A 17,442-nucleotide genomic window follows, 5' to 3' on the forward strand; every position below is an offset into this window, starting at 1 on the left:
AGGGCCCCGCCGACCACTGGTCGGCGGGGCCCTCCCTCGTCAGCGGCGGATCCGGATCGCTCCGGGCCGTGTCGCCGTGTCGTTGCGGTCGTGCCGTCCGGTCACTTGGGGGCGACGAGGACGTTGAGCGAGTTGCCCTGCTTGGAGCTGCCGACGACGCGGATGGTCGTGCCCGTCTTGGGCACGTCGACGCTGTACCAGCCGGGCTGGTAGCGGCCCGGGTGCGATCCCGTCACGCCGTGGGCGTCGGAGTTGAACCACCACGTCTTCGTGTCGTCGAAGACCGGCTGCGCCGGCTTGCTCGCGATCGAACCGGCCACGCCGTTGTTGTGCAACGTGATCGCGTCGGTCCGCTCGAGCCCGAAGGTCGAGTCGTAGGACAGGATCCGGTTGCGCATCAAGGTGTTGTCCGGCCAGTGGCTGAACTCCGGGTGGGCGTCGACCGGGAGGACGAGGCCCTTGCCGGGGTGGTCGCCGACGTTGTTGTCGGACTGCGAGCCGTCCCAGTAGCTGATGAGCAGGCCGTTCTGGTACGGGTAGGTCTCCACCCAGTCGGGCCGGGTGTTGGCGTAACCGAAGTTGTAGGCCGTCTTCAGCGACGTGTCGTAGCCGTCGTACTGGCGGTTCTCGGCGATGTACGCGTTGAAGAACGACTGCGTCTCCTGGCCCGTGGTCGTGACGAAGCCGTCGAAGGTCCAGCCCTCGTCGGTCTCGGCCGTGCCGATCAGCGCACCGTTGAGGGTCACATTGTCGATCTTGATGCCCGGCTCGGTCGCCGCGACGTCGGTCCAGTAGCGGAACCGCACCTGCGTCGTGCCGGCGGGCAGCGTGCCCGTCAGGTCGACCCAGGCGCCGGCAGTCGAGCCGGTGATGCCCTGGCCCTGGTTCTGGCTGTTGGGGTTGGTCGTCGTCGAGCGGTTCGTCGCGACCGGCGTCCAGGTTCCCCCGACGTTGGCCTCGAGGTAGGCGTAGTCCCAGTCCTTCTCGATCTGGTAGTTCACCTTGGCGGCGAGCGGACCCGGCGTCGCCGCGTGGGTCATCGTCGTCTCGATCTCGTCACCCTGGGTGCTCCAGTACATCTTGGACCCGGCGAACGGAGCACCGAGGTTGAGGGGCACCTGCTTGTCGGGCAGGACCGTGAAGAGAGCTTGGGCCTGCTTCGTCGCCGGCACGTTGGAGCCGAGCGTGTGGGACGAGCGCTTGCCGGCGTACGCGACGTCGTAGAACGGTCCCTGCTTGCCCTGCGGCTGGAGCCAGCCGAGCTGGAAGAGCTCGTAGGCGCCGAGGTCGGTCGGGGCGTCGCCGATGCCGTCGGGACCGCCGTCGCCGATGTTGGCGCCGGAGCTCATGAGCGTCCAGAAGGCCGTGTTGTTCTCGGCGCCGCCGGTGTTGCCGGAGGTGTCGTAGAGGTCGGGCAGGCCGAGGTCGTGGCCGAACTCGTGGGCGAAGACGCCGAGGCCGCCGTTCTCGGGCTGGACGGTGTAGTCGTAGACCCACATGCCCGTCGGGTTGTTGGGCACGTCGGTGCTCGAGACAAGCCCGCCGTTGCTGCCGACGTCGACGCCGACGCCGAAGGGACCGCCGAGCTGGAGGTTGGTCTGCCAGCGGTGGCTCCAGATGGCGTCGGTGCCCTGGTTCGGGTCGCCGGCGGCCTCGTCGCCACCGGCGTGGACGATCTGGAAGTGGTCGATGACGCCGTCGGGCTCGTTGAAGTTGCCGTCGCCGTCGATGTCGTAGCGGTCCTGGATGTCGAAGGTCTTGAGGTAGTCCCGCACCTGCGCCATCGTCTTGCCGCTCTTGAGCTGGGTGTCGACCCACATGGCGAGGGCGTCGCGCACGAGCGCCTTGCTCGTCGCGCAGACGATGCCGCCGCAGTAGTTGCGGCCGTAGAGCGCCTCGTTGAAGGGCACCTTGACCCACTCGGTCACGTCGCCGTCGACCGAGTAGCGACCCGAGGACTGTGCCTCGTAGTACTTCGCCATCCGGTTGAAGTACATGTCGTCGTAGTGCGCCTGGCTGTAGTCCTTCTGCCACAGCGTCGAGTTGTCGACGGCGCGGTCGGGCGCAGGGATCTGGTTGTGGAGCGGCCCGGTGACGTCGGTCGTGCTGCCGTCCTTGGGCGCGCCGAGGAAGGTCCCGGGGGGCGCCGTGGCTCCGGCACCGCCGGCGTACTGCTTGTCGCCGAACTCGACGATGACCGCGAAGATCCGGTCGGTGCCCTCGCGCTCGAGCTGGACGTACTGTCCCTTGCCGAGCTTGGCCACCTTGCCCTGGGCGCTCGGGTCGCCCTTGAGCCGCTTCTCGAGCGCCTTCTGGCGCATCGAGTCCTGCTTGACCGCCATGGGCGACCGGAAGTTGTCGTTGCGGGCCTTGCCCGATGCCGCGTTGTCGGCCTTGGTCTTGCCGACGCTGGGAGCCGCCTGCACCGGAGACGCCGCGACGGCGCCGGTGACGAGAGCTCCCGAGGCGAGCAGGCCGATGAGCCTGCGACGCCCGGAGTGCAGTGATTGCCTCACGAGGACCGTCCCTAGAAGTGTGAGTTTCCTGTGGGATGTCGTGCCCGCCGCTGTTCTTCCGCTTCGCCCCCGAAGCGCGACCTTCGCAGTCAAGACCGCCGAGAGGGGATGTGGCCGATTCGAGCCATCGTCGTTACCAATTCGAGATATTGCGACGTGGCCCGTTCGTCCGGTCGACGCGTGTTTGTCCGCGTCTGCGCCCGGTTGTGCCCTTCGGTCCTGCCGTCGGAGCGCCGCGGGAGGGTGTCAGAAGGTGACGAAGGTGTCGCGGGCGAGGAAGAAGCCGTGCCGGGTCGTCGTGTCGACGCACGTCACGCCGAACTCCTCGCTGAGACACGCGACGGGGTCCTCCGACCCGGTCCGTGAGCCGTAGCCGAGCTTCGGCTCGTCGCCCTCGCGGATCGAGTCCGAGCTGCAGGCGGGGAAGGCGCCGGACTCGTCGAGCTCGATGCGGCCGATGTCCGGCGGGCCGTCGGGTGGGCAGATGGAGGGGAGCGGGGGGTCGATGCGGCCCTGCCCCACCTCACAGGCCGCCATGGGCCGTGGGGACCCGCCGAGGTTGCACACGATGTTGCCCGAGGGGCTCTCGAAGCGGTCGGTCACCCGTGGAGCGGGCCGCGCGGCGTCGATGCGAGCCTTCGCCTCGGCGTACGAGTGCGGGGCGCCCCGTTGACGGCCCGCCGAGAGAGAGGTGGGGACGCCGCTCGGAGAGGCCTGCGGCTCGACCGTGCCCGGCGGGGTCGAGGTCGCCGCCGGCGTCGTGGCCGGTGCGGTGCCCGGGGCGTCGACGGTCACGGTGACGGTGCGTCGGGGAGACGGGATGTCGGTGGCCCCGCACGAGGCGAGCAGGGACACCACGGCGAGGGCAACCAGCACGACGACGGTGCCACCCGGCATACCTGCTCGGCGACGGCGCAGCGAGGACATGGCTCGGGAGTCTGGCACGGATCGGCGCCCCGGGTCAGGTCGGAGCCCGTGGGGTGACCTACCCTTGGGAGGTGTTCCGGCGCCTGCTCACCCCTCGCTGGGTCGGCATGCTCGCCGCCCTCGCCGTCGTCGTCGCCGCGTGCGTCCTGCTCGGCCTGTGGCAGCTCGGCGTGGCCCGCGACTCCGGCCGCAAGGACGCCGTGGCCGCCGCCTCGACGCTCGAGCGGGCGCCGCTCCAGCAGGTCACCGCGCCGCACAGCGACTTCAAGGGCGACTACTCCAACCGCGCCGTCACCGTCACGGGGACGTATGCCGCGGAGCGCAGCCTGCTCGTCGTCGACCGTCGGCTGGACGGCCGGGTCGGGTCGTGGGTCGTGACGCCGCTCGAGACCGCGGGCGGCACCGTCCCGGTGCTGCGCGGTTTCGTCGCCGGCACGCCGGCGTCCGTGCCCGAGCCGCCGTCCGGCGTCGTCACCGTGAGCGGGACGCTGGGGCCGGGTGAGTCGCCCCGTGACGGCGCCCCGCTGCCCGCCCCGCAGGTGCGCTCGGTCGATCTCGCCTCCCTCGTCAACGAGTGGCCCGGTGACCTCTACAACGTCGTCGTGCTGGCGTCGGCCGAGTCCGCCGGGCCCACCGTCGGCAGCCCGATCGCGGCTGCCGACCTGACCCGCGTCCCGCCGCCCACGCTCGATGCTCCCCTCAACCTGCGCAACGCCGCCTACGCGGTCCAGTGGTGGGTCTTCGGGATCTTCGCGATCTGGATGTGGTGGAAGATGTTCCGAGCAGAGCAGCAGGCGGACGAGCCCGTCGCTGCACCGAGAGAAGGCGTCACGACGTGAGCACGTATCCCCAGACCCTGGCCAAGCCGCAGCAGATCCGGTCGGCGCTGTCGATCTACCGGGTCCTCGCGACGATCGCCGGCATCGCCCTGTTCGTGCTCATCCTCGAGATGGTCATGAAGTACGTCTTCGACCAGACCAACGTCCTGACCGAGTACTGGAGCCCGATCCACGGGATCATCTACATGGCGTATGCCGCGTCCGTCGCCAACCTGGGCCTCAAGGCCGCGTGGGGCCCGGTCCGCATCGTCAAGAACCTCCTCGCCGGCTTCGTGCCCGTCGTCCCGTGGATCGCCGAGCGGCGCAACACCGTCCAGACCGAGGCGCTGCTCTCACGGGCCTACGTCGCGGGCGACGGGACGTCGTCGGGGGAGGCCCCGCAGGGCCGATAGGCTTGGCGCGTGACCGACGCTGAGCCGAACGAGCCCACCGAGCCGACCGACCTGCAGAGCCACCCCGTCCTCGTCGTCGACTTCGGCGCCCAGTACGCCCAGCTGATCGCCCGGCGCGTGCGTGAGGCCCAGGTCTACAGCGAGGTCGTGCCCCACTCCATGGCGGTGGCCGACCTGCTCGCCAAGGAGCCGGCCGCGATCATCCTGTCCGGTGGGCCGAGCTCGGTCTACGAGGACGGCGCCCCGCGCCTCGACCCGGCCCTGCTCGAGGCCGGTGTCCCCGTCTTCGGCATGTGCTACGGCTTCCAGTCGATGGCGCAGGCCCTCGGCGGCACCGTGGCCCGCACCGGCGCCCGCGAGTACGGCAAGACCCACGCAGCCATCAGTGACGTCGGGTCGACGCTCTTCGACGGCCAGCCGCCGAGCCAGACCGTCTGGATGTCGCACGGCGACTCCGTCAGCGCGGCACCCGAGGGCTTCGCCGTCACGGCGACGACCGCGGGCACGCCCGTCGCCGCCTTCGAGGACGACGCCCGACGCCTCTACGGCGTCCAGTGGCACCCCGAGGTGCTCCACTCCGAGCAGGGCCAGCGGGTCCTCGAGAACTTCCTCTGGAAGGGCGCGGGCATCGCGCCCGACTGGACGCCCGGGCACGTCGTCGACGACCTCGTGACGACGATCCGTGAGCAGGTGGGCGAGGACCGCGTCCTCTGCGCCCTGTCCGGCGGCGTCGACTCGTCCGTCGCGGCGGCCTTGGTGCAGAAGGCGGTCGGTGACCAGCTGACCTGCGTCTTCGTCGACCACGGCCTGCTCCGCGAGGGCGAGGCCGAGCAGGTCGAGGAGGACTTCGTGCAGGCGACGGGGGTCGACCTCGTCGTCGTCGACGCCCGTGAGCGCTTCCTCGAGGCGCTCGCCGGGGTCACCGACCCCGAGACGAAGCGCAAGATCATCGGCGAGCAGTTCATCCGCGTCTTCGAGCAGGCCGCGCGCGACGTCGTCCACGACCGCGGCGACGAGGAGCACCCCGTCAAGTGGCTCGTCCAGGGCACGCTCTACCCCGACGTCGTCGAGTCCGGGGGCGGCGAGGGAGCCGCCAACATCAAGAGCCACCACAACGTCGGCGGACTGCCCGACGACCTCCAGTTCTCGCTCATCGAGCCGCTGCGCACCCTCTTCAAGGACGAGGTGCGCCAGGTCGGTCTCGAGCTCGGCGTGCCCGAGGTCATCGTGTGGCGGCAGCCGTTCCCCGGCCCGGGTCTCGGCATCCGGATCATCGGAGCCGTGGACGCCGAGCGCCTCGCGATCCTGCGCCGCGCCGACGCCATCGCCCGCGAGGAGCTGACGAGGGCCGGCCTCGACCGCGACATCTGGCAGTGCCCCGTCGTGCTCCTCGCCGACGTCCGCTCGGTCGGCGTCCAGGGCGACGGCCGCACCTACGGCCACCCGGTCGTGCTGCGCCCCGTCGCGTCGGAGGACGCCATGACGGCCGACTGGGCCCGGGTGCCCTTCGACGTGCTCGCGACGATCTCGACGCGCATCACCAACGAGGTCGAAGAGGTCAACCGCGTCGTCCTCGACGTCACGAGCAAGCCGCCGGGCACCATCGAGTGGGAGTGACCTCCACCGACTGACGCTCCGGCCCGTCGAGAGATGGCGTATGCCGTGGGACCGGCCACACGGCATACGCCCCCGTGGGTGGTGGGTGTCGTCAGCGGCCGGTGGCGGCGATGTAGGTGCCGGCGTTGCCCAGCGGGTTGAGCAGGACGACCGGGGCCAGGCACCGCTCCGGCAGGGTCACGTGCGTGTCGATGACGGCGTCGCCCGACGTGCTGAAGGTCACCGGCGACGTCATGCGCAGGTCCCTGCCGTTGCACACGACGGTGGCCGACAGGGTGGCCAGGGGGTTGTCGCCCCGCGTCGGGATGACGAGTCCCTCGACCTCCACCGAGAGGTCGCCGTTCGCGCGCAGGCGGGCGGTGCCCCCGGAGATGACCCAGGGAGCGCCGCCCCGGACCAGGCCGAAGAGCGGCGGGTCGGCGAGCTGGCTCCCCTGGATCGGGGCGCGGAGGATGTCGCTCCGCGGGACCCCGCCGGCGTCAGCCGAGGCGCTCGTGGACGCGGCGAGGGCGGAGACGCCGAAGACGGCACCGGCGAGGAAGGCTGAGGTGCGGGAGATCGCGTGCATGTCGTGCTCCTGTGGGTCGAGGGCGGGGGAGGTGACCCCCTTGCGAGGACGACGACGCGAGGGCGGGCGGTTCACCGGGCGCCCGGTCCGCCGGGATGAGGCTCTGGGCGGAGCGGCACGTGGCGAGGCGGGTCCGGTGGGCGGAGCGGGGTCCGGGCCGGCGCCCGGGTCCAACTAGGGTGGAGATCATGTGCGGAATCGCCGGACACCTTGGTGTCCACGCCGACGAGGCCCAGCTCGACCGACTGCTCGCGACGCATCCGGGCTCGGGCGAGGCGGCGACCGCACGGGACGGCGACGCCGGTCTGGGGGTGCGTGACGCACGCCCGGCCCAGGCGTCTGCGGACGACGGCGCCGAGGGCGTCGCCCGGCTCGCGGTGGCCCCCGGTGGGCGCTTCACGCTCGCCCTCGACGGCGAGCTCTACAACCGCGCCGAGCTGCGCGCCGACCTCGAGACCCTCGGGCACGACTTCGGCGTGGGCAGCGACGCCGAGGTCGTCCTCGCGGCGTTCACCGAGTGGGGCACCGACGGCCTCGACCGGCTCGACGGCGCCTTCGCGCTCGCGGTCTGGGACCGTGACACGCGGCGGATGACGGTGGCGCGTGACCACTTCGGCGTGCGTCCGCTCTACCTCGCCCGGGCCGGTGACGGCTGGCTCGTCGCCAGCGAGATCCGCGGCATCCTCGACAGCGGTCTGCACGAGCGCCGCCCCGACGACCGCACGATCTACCGCTACCTGCGCTTCCGCGTCCACGACGACGGCACGTCCACCTTCTTCGCCGGCATCGAGCGCGTCGGTGCGGGCGAGGTCGTCACCCTCGGCGCCGACCTGCCGGGCGGGTTGGAGCGTCGTCCCTACACGCGGCTGCGCGAGGAGCTCGCGGCCCTCGGGAGCGCTCCACGGGCCTACTCCCCGGCGGTCGCCGCCGAGTTCCGCACGCTCCTCACCGCGGCCGTGCGGCGCCGCGCGACCTCGTCGGGCCGCGTCGGCACGGCCCTGTCCGGTGGCCTCGACTCCGCCGCCATCGCGGCGCTGCTCGACGTCGTCGAGCACGAGCCGGGTCGGTCGGCCGCCGACGGCGTGCAGGACACGTGGTCCGCGATCTATCCCGGCTCGCGCAACGACGAGCGGGAGCACATCGACGCCGTCGTCGCGGCGCTCGGCGAGCGGGTGCGGGAGCACCGCGTCGAGCCCACACCGACGGAGTTCAAGCAGGACCTCCGTGACCTCGTGCGCACCCAGGAGGAGCCGCTCGTCTCGACCGGTGCGTACACGCAGTACCGCGTCCTGCGTGCGGCGTCCGAGCGCGACAGCGTCGTCCTCGACGGCCACGGCGGCGACGAGACCCTCGCGGGCTTCGGTCCGCACCACCTGATCCACCTGCGCGAGCTGCGCCACCGCAGCGCGCTGAGCGCCGCTTCCGAGCTCGGGCGCTCGCTCGACGTGCTCTACCGCCGCGGCCGTCCGCTCATCGGCGACCGGCTGCACGGTCGCAAGGACGTGCCGGTGGCTTCGCTGCTCGACGCGGACTTCGCGCGCGCCCACGCCGCCGAGGGCTACGACGTCGAGAAGGCCGACCTGCGGGCCCGCCTCGTCGACGACGTCTTCGCGGGCTCGCTTCCGGCCCGACTGCGCTACACCGACAAGAACGCCCGCCGCTTCGGCCTCGCCGTGCGGATGCCCTTCGTCGACCGCGACCTCGTGCGCTTCGTCTTCGGGCTGGCCGACGACGCGCTCGTCAAGGACGGCGTCGGCAAGCGCGTGCTCCGCGCCGCCATGCGCGGGCTGCTCCCCGCCTCCGTCGTCGACCGCCGCGACAAGGTGGGCGCGACGACCCCGCAGGGGGAGTGGTTCATGCGCCTCAAGAACCACATCTACGGGGAGTTCCTCTCCGAGTCGTTCGCGAACCGGCCCTACTTCGACCAGACGGCCGTGCTGCACGCCTTCGAGGGCTGGATCAAGGGCACGAACTCGATCGACTCGATGACGGTCTGGCGGATGCTCAACCTCGAGCTGTGGCTCCAGGAGTTCTTCGACGAGCGCGAGCCGGAGGACGCCGGGCAGGCCGAGCACGTCAAGACCGACTACGAGCCGAACGCCCGCAAGCAGCTCGACCTCGTGACCGCAGACGGCACCGCGGTCCGTCGCTACCCGCTGCGCACCGACCTCTACGCCCGCGAGGACGACCTCGAGGCCAAGACGCTCGGCTACATCGAGCGCTTCTTCGCCGGTCTCCCCGACGCCGGTCCGGAGCACGCAGCCGCGACGAGCGGCCGCTGGTACTTCTTCATCTCGGAGAAGATCGTCGCCATCACCCAGGGCCGCTCGTACTTCATCTGGGACATCAAGGTCGGTCGTCCCGCCCGGCTGCTCAGCCGCTACGTCACGCGCACGCCGGCCGGGATCGGCCTCGGCTCGCCCTTCACCATGCAGCTCGCCATCGAGGAGGCCGGTCTGCCGCGGGTGCTCTTCGCCTCGGCGGGCGGTGCCGTCGGCAAGGTGCTCGGCAAGCGGGGACTCTTCTACGACCTCGTCGGGGGCGACATCCGCGCCATCGACGGGCCCACCGAGTACTCCGTCTACCCGGCCAACGTGTCGGCGAAGCTCGGTCCCAAGGACCCCGACGACGTGGCCGCGCACCTGTCCGCCGCCATCCGCGCGCGGGTGCCCGAGGCGTACCGCGAGTCGTTCGGTGGCACGGTCGTCATGGACGCCAACGACATCGGGCGCAACGTCCTCGGCAAGGATGCGCCGGGACCCAAGGAGCGCTACGAGCTGATGTTCGCCGACAACCCGCTGGGCCAGGGGTCCGAGCAGACGCCGATGGCGATCGTCTTCGAGACGCCTTCTGCCTGAAGGCTTTTCACGCGTATGCCGTCCGGTGCGGTGGCGTGCCGCGCGTCAGCTCGCGATGAGCGAGTCGCGCACCTGCTTGCGCAGGACCTTGCCGATCTGTGAGCGGGGCAGCTCGTCCACGACGACGACGCGGCGCGGCACCTTGTAGGCGGCGAGCTCTGCCCGGCAGTGGGCGCGCACGTCCTCGGGGACGAGCTCGACGCCCGGCTCGGTCGTCACGGCCGCAACGACGTCCTCGCTGCCGTCGGGCTTCGGCAGGCCGACGACCGCGGCATCGGTGATGCCCGGGACGGTGCGCAGCACGGCCTCGACCTCCGACGGCATGACGTTGAAGCCGCCGGTGATGATGATCTCCTTGATGCGGTCGACGATCGAGACGAAGCCGTCGGGGTCGACGACGACGATGTCACCGGTCCGGAACCAGCCGCCGTCGAGCAGCGCCGCAGCGCTCTCCTCGGGACGGCGCCAGTAGCCGCCGAAGACCTGCGGGCCCCGGATGAGCAGCTCGCCGCGCTCGCCCGGCTCGCGGTCCCGGGACGGGTCGTCGGGGTCGACGACGCGGATGTCGGTGCTGGGGAAGGGCACCCCCACGGCGCCCGGCCGACGGTCGCTGCCGATGGGGTTGCCGATCGCGACGGGTGAGGTCTCGGTGAGTCCGTAGCCCTCCACGAGCAGCCCGCCGGTCACCTCCTCCCAGAGCTCGAGCGTCTCGCGCGGCAGTGCCATGGCACCGGAGATCGCGAAACGCGTTGCCGTCAGGTCGATCCCGCGCTCCCGGGCGGCGGCGGCGAGGCGCTCGTAGATCGGTGGCACGGCGGGCAGGAACGTCGGTGGGTGCTTCTTCGCGGCTGCGAGCACGAGGTCGACGTCGAACCGGGGGAAGAGCACCAGTCGGGCTCCCATGCTCATCGCGAAGGTCAGGCACAGGGTGAGCCCGTAGGCGTGGAACATCGGCAGCACGGCGTAGACGACCTCCTGTCCCGGCGTCAGGCCGGGCACCCAGGCACGTCCCTGCGCCGCGTTGGCCATGAGGTTGCGGTGGCTCAGCATGGCGCCCTTGGGAACGCCGGTCGTGCCGCTCGTGTACTGGATCGCGGCGAGGTCGTCGACGGACGGGCCGGGGGTCGACGGGTCGAGCGGGCCGTGGCCGAGGAGGTCGGACCAGGGGGTCGTGCCCGGCGCGGGTCCCGTGAGCTGCGCACGCAGCGCCCGGGCCCGGGCGACCGGCAGCCGCAGGGCGACGCGCTTCGTCCAGGGCATCGACGCGGTGATGTCGACGGCGACGACGTGCTCGACGCCGGCCAGTGCGGTGACGGCCGTGGCCATGCGGTCCCAGGCGATCGCGACCGACGCACCGTGGTCGCCGAACTGGTGGGCCATCTCGGTCGGGGTGTAGAGCGGGTTGTGCTCGACGACGACGGCACCGAGCCGGAGCACCGCGTAGAACGCGACGATGTGCTCGGGGCAGTTCGGCAGCGCGAGCGCCACCCGGTCGCCTGCCCGCACCCCGAGCCGCCGAAGGCCCTCGGCCGCGAGGTCGACCCGCCGCCCGAGCTCGGCGTAGGCCATCTCGGCGCCGAAGAACTCGAGCGCCGGACGGTCGCCGTAGGTCGCCACGGCCTCCGCCAGCAGGTCGACGAGCGAGGAGTCGGGTGGGTCGATCTCGGCCGGGACTCCCTTGGCGTAGTGGGCCACCCACGTGTGCTCCAGTCCAGCCGTCATCCGAGCCTCCGCTCCGGTGGTGCTGCCGCCCAGTGCGGCACGAACAGTATGGCGTCGGCGCGGGGACCGGGACCGACGGTCGCCCCGGAGCACACGGCATACGCCGTCCGTCGGCTCAGGGCGCCCGCCCGGTCAGCCGGGGGCACGGTGGCGACCGCCGCGTCGGGTGGGTGTGGTCACGAGGCGGCCGGCTGGGACGAGCGCGAAGGCGCCCTCCTCCTCCTGGCTGTTGTGCAGTCGGCACACGGCGTAGAGGCCGTAGAGCAGCCGGCGCAGCTCGGTGACGTCCTCGGGCGCGACGGAGCCGGGCTCGATCCCGTCGAGCAGGCGACGCAGCCGCGAGACCTGGTGCTCGATCTCGGCATGGGTCCGGCGCATGGTCGTCGTGGCCGGCCCGCCGAGCGCCCGGGCGACGAGGGGCATGAGCTCGGCCTCGTCGGCACGCTCGTGGGGGAGGAGCTCGACCTCGAGCCGGGCGAGGAGCGCTCGGACGGGAGCGAGGTCGCAGTCGCGGGTGTGCAGCCCGTCGGCGACGGCACGGACCTGCTCGACGGCGGCGATGGCGACGTCGTGCCCCTCGCGCAGGCGACGGGCCGTGGCGACGTCCTCGGCGGACATGGGGATGGTGTGCAGCCGGGTCGGGAGCAGGGCACGCAGGGCGATGCCGATCGCGAGCACGTCGATGCCCTCCTGCAGCACGGCGCCCGACGCCGGTGGCAGCAGCCCGGCCGCAGCAGCGACCATCGCCACGAGGGAGAGGCCCATCCCGACGACGACCGCCTCGAGCGCGACGCGACGGGAGCGACGGGCGATGAGGATCGCGTCGGCGACGGCGTCCACCCGGTCGACCGTGAGCACGACGTCGGCCGCCTCGGACGACGCCGTTGCACCTCGCGCGGCCAAGGCGACCCCGACCCCGGCGGCCGCGAGGGCAGGAGCGTCGTTGACGCCGTCGCCGACCATGATGGTGTGCGCTGCCGCCGACTCGTCGCGGATCGCGGCGAGCTTGTCGGCGGGGTCTCGGTCGGCGAGGACGGCGTCGACGCCGACGATCCGGCCGACCGTCTCGGCGATGTCGGCACGGTCACCGGTGAGCAGGACGGTCCGGCGGATCCCGACCTCGCGCAGCGCCGACACCATGCGTGGCGCGTCCGCGCGCACGGGGTCCTCGAGCAGGAACGCGCCGGCCGGCGCGCCGTCGACGGCGACGAAGACCGTGAGGCACCCGTCGAGCGCGGCGCGGCGGCGCACCTGTCGCAGCCAGGCCGGGTCGTCGGCGCCGACGATCCACCGAGCCTTGCCGAGGCGGACCCCGGTGTCGCCGACGCGGCCCTCGAGGCCGTAGCCGTGCACCTCGTGGACGTCCGTCGGGAGCACGAGGTCGAGGCTGCGGGCGCGAGCAGACCCGACGAGGGCGGTCGCGAGCGGGTGGGGTGACACCTGGTCGAGCGAGGCCGCGAGACGCAGCACGTCCGCTGCGGGTGGGGCGCCCGGGGCGACGACGACGGACGCCAGCTCCGGCCGACCGTGGGTGAGCGTCCCGGTCTTGTCGAAGAGCACGACCTCGCCGGCCGCGAGGGCCTCGAGGGCCGCGCCGCCCTTGACGACGACGCCGATCCGCGACGCCCGCGACAGGCCCGACATGATCGCCACCGGGGCCGCGAGCAGCAGCGGGCACGGGGTCGCGACGACGAGCACGGCGACGGCCCGCAGCGGCGACCCGGTCAGGGCCCAGGCCGCGCCGGCGAGCCCCAGCGTCAGCGGGACGAAGAGCGCTGCGAAGCGGTCGGCCGTCCGGACGAACGGGGCCGACGTCGCCTGGGCCTGCTCGACGAGCCGGACGACGTTGGCATAGGTCGACTCCGACGCCGAGGAGGTGGCCACGACGTCGACCGGCGGCCCGACGTTGACGACTCCACTGCGGACGTCGTCGCCGTTCGGGCGCTCGACGGGCATCGGCTCGCCCGTCAGGGCCGACTCGTCGAACGTGCCGGCCGCGAGCAGCCGACCGTCGACCGGCACGACCTCGCCCGTGCCGACGACGAGCACGTCACGCGGGGCCACCTCCTCCACCGGTATGCCGTCCACCCGGCGGCCGGTGCGCCGTCGGGCCGTCCGTGGCGTGCGCTCGACGAGCAGCCGCAGCTCGCGGTCTGCCCGTGCCGCAGCCCGCGCCTCGAGCAGGCGACCGCTCGCGAGCATCAGGGTGACCATGGCGCCGGCGAACTCCTCACCGACCCACAGCGCCCCCGCCAGGGCCAGGACGGCGATGACGTCGACCGTGGCGCGACGCTCGACGACGGACCGCACCGTCCAGAGGAGCGAGAGCGCGAGGCCCAGCACCGTCGCAGCGACCCACAGGGTGCGGGACAGGTCGTCCCGGCCCGACAGGGCGGCGAGCGCGCCGCCGGTCAGCAGGACGGCGGACGCGACGAAGAAGACCGCCGGGGAGCGGCCGCGCCACCAGGTCACACCTCCATGATCCGCCGCCCGCGAGTGCGTGGACGTCGTTGGGGACCCGCGTCACAACCGTCGATAGGCCACAACCTGCCGGTAGGCCACCGTCGAGAGGCCGCAATCTGCCGGTGGGCCACCGTCGAGAGGCCACAACCTGCCGGTGGGCCACCGTCGAGAGGCCACAACCTGCGTCAGGCGAGCCCGTCGAAGACGTCGCGACGGACCGCGGCCCCCGGCGGCAACGAGCGGTCGACGAACCACTCCCGACCGAAGACGAGGTCGTAGAGCGGGCGGGGGATCCGCAGGAAGGCCGCCAGGGTCCGGTCGGCGCCGCCGTCGGCGCTGGCCTGCGAGGCGTGGGCGCGCATCGAGGCGCGCTTGGCCGCGATGTGGCGACGCACGCTGATCCGGTGGGTGATCTCGCTGCGCGCGGAGAAGGCGCGGTCGAAGCTCGACCGGTCGAACTCGGGCGGGAAGCGGTAGACCTTCGCGGCCAGGTCGATGGCCCGGCAGATGGTGTCGCGCGGGACCGTCGCCTCAAGGACCTTGGGCGTGCCGGCGAGCTCTGCGGCGCGGCTCCCGACGACGTGGACCTGCTTGTGGTCGGGGTGCCCGTAGCCGCCGTTGGGCTCGTAGTGGAGGAGGACGTCCACTCGCTCCTCGCGGAGGATCGCGGCCAGGCGCTCGGCCGCCTCCTCGACGTCCGCGCGCACGAAGCGCGTCGTGCCGGGCGGGTCGGGCGCCACGTCCGGGCCGAGGCCGCTGTCGGCGTAGCCCAGGTGCTCGACGCGGGCGACGCCGAGGGCGCGCGCGCTCGCGCGCAGCTCGTCCATCCGGGTGGCGGCGAGCGTCCCGTCACCGGTGAAGTCGGTGGAGGCCAGGCCGAGCTCGCCGTCGGTCGCGACGACGACGACGACCCGGTGGCCCTCCGCTGCGGCGCGCGCCATCGTCCCCGAGGTCAGCAGGGCCTCGTCGTCGGGGTGCGCGTGGAAGGCGAGGAGCGTGTGCGGCACAGTCACCCATCTTGGCCCATGGCACAGTGTCTTCCGTGAAGGTGGCGCTCCTGTCCGACTGTTACCTGCCCCGACTGGGCGGGATCGAGGTCCAGACGCATGACCTCGCGCAGCACCTGCAGGTGGCCGGCCACGACGTGGAGGTGTTCACGGCCACCCGTGGGGCCGGCGGGGAGATGCACGGCGCCGTCACCGTCGTCGACGGCGTCCCGGTGCACCGGCTCGCGGCCCGGATGCCGTGGGAGCTGCCGGTCAATCCGTTCGCCCCGGCCGAGCTGCGGCGACGGCTCGTGGCCGGTGGCTTCGACGTGGCCCACGTGCAGACGGGCGTCGTCTCGCCCTTCGCGTGGGACAGCACCCGGGTCACCGTGGGGCTGGGGCTGCCGACCGCGATGACGTGGCACTGCATGCTCGCCGGAATGGCGCCGGTCTTCGACGTGGTCCGCTTCGTCCGGCGGTGGGCGGCGCGAGGGGTCGCGATGTCGGCAGTCTCCGACGTCGCTGCCGAGCCGCTGCGTCGGCTCGTCGGGCCGGGGGCGTCGGTCGGAGTGCTGCCCAACGGCATCGACGTGGCGCGCTGGGCCGCCGGTCCCGTCGCGCGCGAGCCGGGGCCGCTGCGCCTCGTCACCGCGATGCGGCTCGCAGCGCGCAAGCGACCTGCCGCGCTCGTCGAGCTCGTCGCCGAGGCCGAGCGGGTGGCGGGGCCCGGATCCGTGACGCTCACGGTCCTGGGGGAGGGGCCGGACCGGCGCAAGGTGGAGGCCCTCGTGCGCGATCGTGGCCTCGACTGGGTGTCCCTGCCCGGTCGCGTGTCACGCGACGAGCTGCGCGAGCGGTATGCCGCCGCCGACGTCTACCTCTCACCTGCCCGACTCGAGTCGTTCGGGATCGCAGCCCTCGAGGCGCGGACGGTCGGCCTGCCCGTGATCGGTCGATCGGGCTCTGGTGTCGGCGAGTTCGTCACTGACGGCGTGAACGGCCTTGTCGTGGCAAGTGACTCGGAGATGACCAGCGCAATCGCACGGTTGGCCAAGGACCCCCACGAGGTCGCACGGCTGCGTCGGTGGAACGTCGAAAACCCGCCCGACCAGGAGTGGTCGCGCGTCGCTGCGCTCGCCGTGGCGGAGTACGAGCGCGCCGTCGGGCTCGTGCGGCGATGAGGACCAACGTGCCCGGTGGCCTGCGTGTCGTCGCGGTCCGGGCCGACGGCACCCGTGTCGCCGAGGCGCGCCTGGGCCACGGCGAGCACCCGGACGTCGTGCTCGGCGCGGCCGGCTGGCTCGTCGACACGCCGGTCTTCGCGACGGTCGTCGAGGACGGTGCGCTCGAGCTCGGCTACCGCGTGCGCGAGCTGGACGGCATACGCCCTCGGGACGGAGTGGTGCCCAGGGACGCCGGGGTCGGCGACGACGAGGTGGGCGAGCCGTACCAGCGGGTCGCGGCCTACGCCGTCGTGACGAGCGGGCGCGGTCTGCTGCTGACGCAGTTCAACAGCCAGACCCACGTGTCCGGCGACTGGGGGCTGCCGGGCGGTGGGCTCGACGACGGCGAGTCGCCCGTCGAGGGCGTGCACCGCGAGGTGTGGGAGGAGACGGGGCAGCGCATCGAGCTCGGCGAGCTGCTCACGGTCCAGTCGCAGCACTGGGTGGGGCGGGCGCCGTCCGGCCTGCTCGAGGACTTCCACGCGGTCCGGATCGTCTATGCCGCAACGTGTCCCGAGCCGGCCGAGGTCGTCATCCACGACGTCGGTGGCACGACGTCCGACGCGCGCTGGGTGCCGTTCGACCGGATCGGCGACTACCCGCTGTCGTCGTCGTGGCGGCGCCTGGCCGCTCTGCACGAGCTCGCGGCCCGGCCCGGCTCCTGACGCCCGGAGGGGCCGGCTCGCGCGAAGTACGACGCTCCGTAGGATGTCGGCCATGGACCTCGTCTACAACCTCCTCGTCGCCCTCCACCTGCTCGGCATGGCCGCGGTCGTCGGAGGCTGGATCGCCGTCCGCAGCGGCCGCACCGTCATCGCGCCGATCGTCTGGGGCGCCCGGGCGCAGCTCGTCACGGGCCTGGCCCTCGTCGGCATCGCCTCGGCGATCAAGGACGACGACCACACGGTCAACAACACGAAGATCGCCGTCAAGCTCGTCATCGCGCTCGTCGTGCTCGTCGCCGCCGAGATCGGTGCCGCCCGCGGCCGCAAGGGCCAGGACACCGGCAACCTGCTCGACATCGCCGGCGGCGCGGCGGTCGTCAACGTGCTCGTCGCCGCCCTCTGGTGACCTCGCTCGTCGGCCGGTTCGGCGGCTGAGATGCGTTGGAACGCAGGCGTCCTCGCCGGTCTGCTCATCGGTCTCGTGTGGCTCGTCGTGGGGCTGGCGCTCGTCGTCGTCGGTCGTCGGCGACGCCGGGTGTCCCGCGCCGACGGCGCCGGCAACATGGCGGTCATCGGCGTCTTCCTGCTCGTGGTCGGCGGGCTCACGTGGTTCGCGACCCTCCTGCTCGCCGTCGTCCCCGGCTGACCCGGCGCGTCACGACCGGC

The 17,442-nt window shown here is 72.5% G+C and carries 14 protein-coding genes; 8 read left to right on the forward strand and 6 right to left on the reverse strand.

Annotation, left to right across the window (positions count from 1 at the left end):
• Window positions 1-101: 101 nt before the first annotated feature.
• Both ACSSS0_RS16780 and ACSSS0_RS16785 read right to left on the reverse strand, forming a co-directional pair.
• The gene (locus ACSSS0_RS16780; RefSeq protein WP_487228877.1) at window positions 102-2,516 is read right to left on the reverse strand and encodes an immune inhibitor A domain-containing protein; all 2,415 of its coding nucleotides are present in this window, start codon (window positions 2,514-2,516) and stop codon (window positions 102-104) included.
• A 246-nt stretch (window positions 2,517-2,762) separates the two neighbouring features.
• Window positions 2,763-3,443: a hypothetical protein gene (locus tag ACSSS0_RS16785; RefSeq protein WP_487228878.1), complete on the reverse strand. Its 681-nt coding sequence runs from the start codon at window positions 3,441-3,443 to the stop codon at window positions 2,763-2,765.
• A gap of 71 nt (window positions 3,444-3,514) precedes the next feature.
• Between ACSSS0_RS16785 and ACSSS0_RS16790 the strand changes: the two genes are divergently transcribed.
• From ACSSS0_RS16790 to guaA, 3 genes are read left to right on the forward strand one after another with little or no spacing between them, the layout of a single operon-like run.
• Entirely contained in the window at window positions 3,515-4,282 is a 768-nt protein-coding gene (locus ACSSS0_RS16790; RefSeq protein WP_487228879.1) for an SURF1 family protein, read from the forward strand.
• Complete coding sequence (locus tag ACSSS0_RS16795; RefSeq protein ID WP_435986801.1) at window positions 4,279-4,674, forward strand: DUF3817 domain-containing protein; 396 nt, start codon at window positions 4,279-4,281, stop codon at window positions 4,672-4,674. The genes ACSSS0_RS16790 and ACSSS0_RS16795 overlap by 4 nt, the downstream gene beginning before the upstream one ends.
• A 9-nt stretch (window positions 4,675-4,683) precedes the next feature.
• On the forward strand, window positions 4,684-6,291 hold the full coding sequence (guaA, locus tag ACSSS0_RS16800) for a glutamine-hydrolyzing GMP synthase (protein WP_435986800.1): 1,608 nt from the start codon (window positions 4,684-4,686) through the stop codon (window positions 6,289-6,291).
• Window positions 6,292-6,382: 91 nt separating this feature from the next.
• Here guaA and ACSSS0_RS16805 read toward each other — a convergent pair whose 3' ends face one another.
• Window positions 6,383-6,859: a hypothetical protein gene (locus ACSSS0_RS16805; protein ID WP_487228880.1), complete on the reverse strand. Its 477-nt coding sequence runs from the start codon at window positions 6,857-6,859 to the stop codon at window positions 6,383-6,385.
• A 188-nt stretch (window positions 6,860-7,047) separates the two neighbouring features.
• On the opposite strand from ACSSS0_RS16805, the gene ACSSS0_RS16810 reads away from it, so the two are divergent.
• Window positions 7,048-9,717, forward strand: coding sequence for an asparagine synthase-related protein (locus ACSSS0_RS16810; protein WP_487228881.1), 2,670 nt, complete (start codon window positions 7,048-7,050; stop codon window positions 9,715-9,717).
• A 45-nt stretch (window positions 9,718-9,762) separates the two neighbouring features.
• On the opposite strand, the gene ACSSS0_RS16815 is transcribed toward ACSSS0_RS16810, so the two are convergent.
• The 3 genes from ACSSS0_RS16815 to ACSSS0_RS16825 form a co-directional block, all read right to left on the reverse strand.
• Window positions 9,763-11,439, reverse strand: coding sequence for a long-chain-fatty-acid--CoA ligase (locus tag ACSSS0_RS16815; protein ID WP_487228882.1), 1,677 nt, complete (start codon window positions 11,437-11,439; stop codon window positions 9,763-9,765).
• Between the two features lie 132 nt (window positions 11,440-11,571).
• Window positions 11,572-13,911, reverse strand: coding sequence for a heavy metal translocating P-type ATPase (locus ACSSS0_RS16820; protein WP_487228883.1), 2,340 nt, complete (start codon window positions 13,909-13,911; stop codon window positions 11,572-11,574).
• Between the two features lie 176 nt (window positions 13,912-14,087).
• The gene (locus tag ACSSS0_RS16825; RefSeq protein ID WP_487228884.1) at window positions 14,088-14,909 is read right to left on the reverse strand and encodes a PIG-L deacetylase family protein; all 822 of its coding nucleotides are present in this window, start codon (window positions 14,907-14,909) and stop codon (window positions 14,088-14,090) included.
• A 35-nt stretch (window positions 14,910-14,944) separates the two neighbouring features.
• Between ACSSS0_RS16825 and ACSSS0_RS16830 the strand changes: the two genes are divergently transcribed.
• From ACSSS0_RS16830 to ACSSS0_RS16845, 4 genes are read left to right on the forward strand one after another with little or no spacing between them, the layout of a single operon-like run.
• Window positions 14,945-16,069 (forward strand): glycosyltransferase, encoded by a 1,125-nt coding sequence (locus ACSSS0_RS16830; RefSeq protein WP_487228885.1) that lies wholly within the window; start codon window positions 14,945-14,947, stop codon window positions 16,067-16,069.
• Window positions 16,066-16,776: an NUDIX hydrolase gene (locus tag ACSSS0_RS16835; RefSeq protein WP_487228886.1), complete on the forward strand. Its 711-nt coding sequence runs from the start codon at window positions 16,066-16,068 to the stop codon at window positions 16,774-16,776. The genes ACSSS0_RS16830 and ACSSS0_RS16835 overlap by 4 nt, the downstream gene beginning before the upstream one ends.
• A gap of 52 nt (window positions 16,777-16,828) precedes the next feature.
• Window positions 16,829-17,182 (forward strand): hypothetical protein, encoded by a 354-nt coding sequence (locus tag ACSSS0_RS16840; protein ID WP_028785695.1) that lies wholly within the window; start codon window positions 16,829-16,831, stop codon window positions 17,180-17,182.
• Window positions 17,183-17,212: 30 nt separating this feature from the next.
• The gene (locus tag ACSSS0_RS16845) at window positions 17,213-17,422 is read left to right on the forward strand and encodes a hypothetical protein (protein ID WP_435986792.1); all 210 of its coding nucleotides are present in this window, start codon (window positions 17,213-17,215) and stop codon (window positions 17,420-17,422) included.
• Window positions 17,423-17,442 lie beyond the last annotated feature (20 nt).

It is taken from the genome of Terrabacter sp. R4-6 (assembly GCF_057529065.1).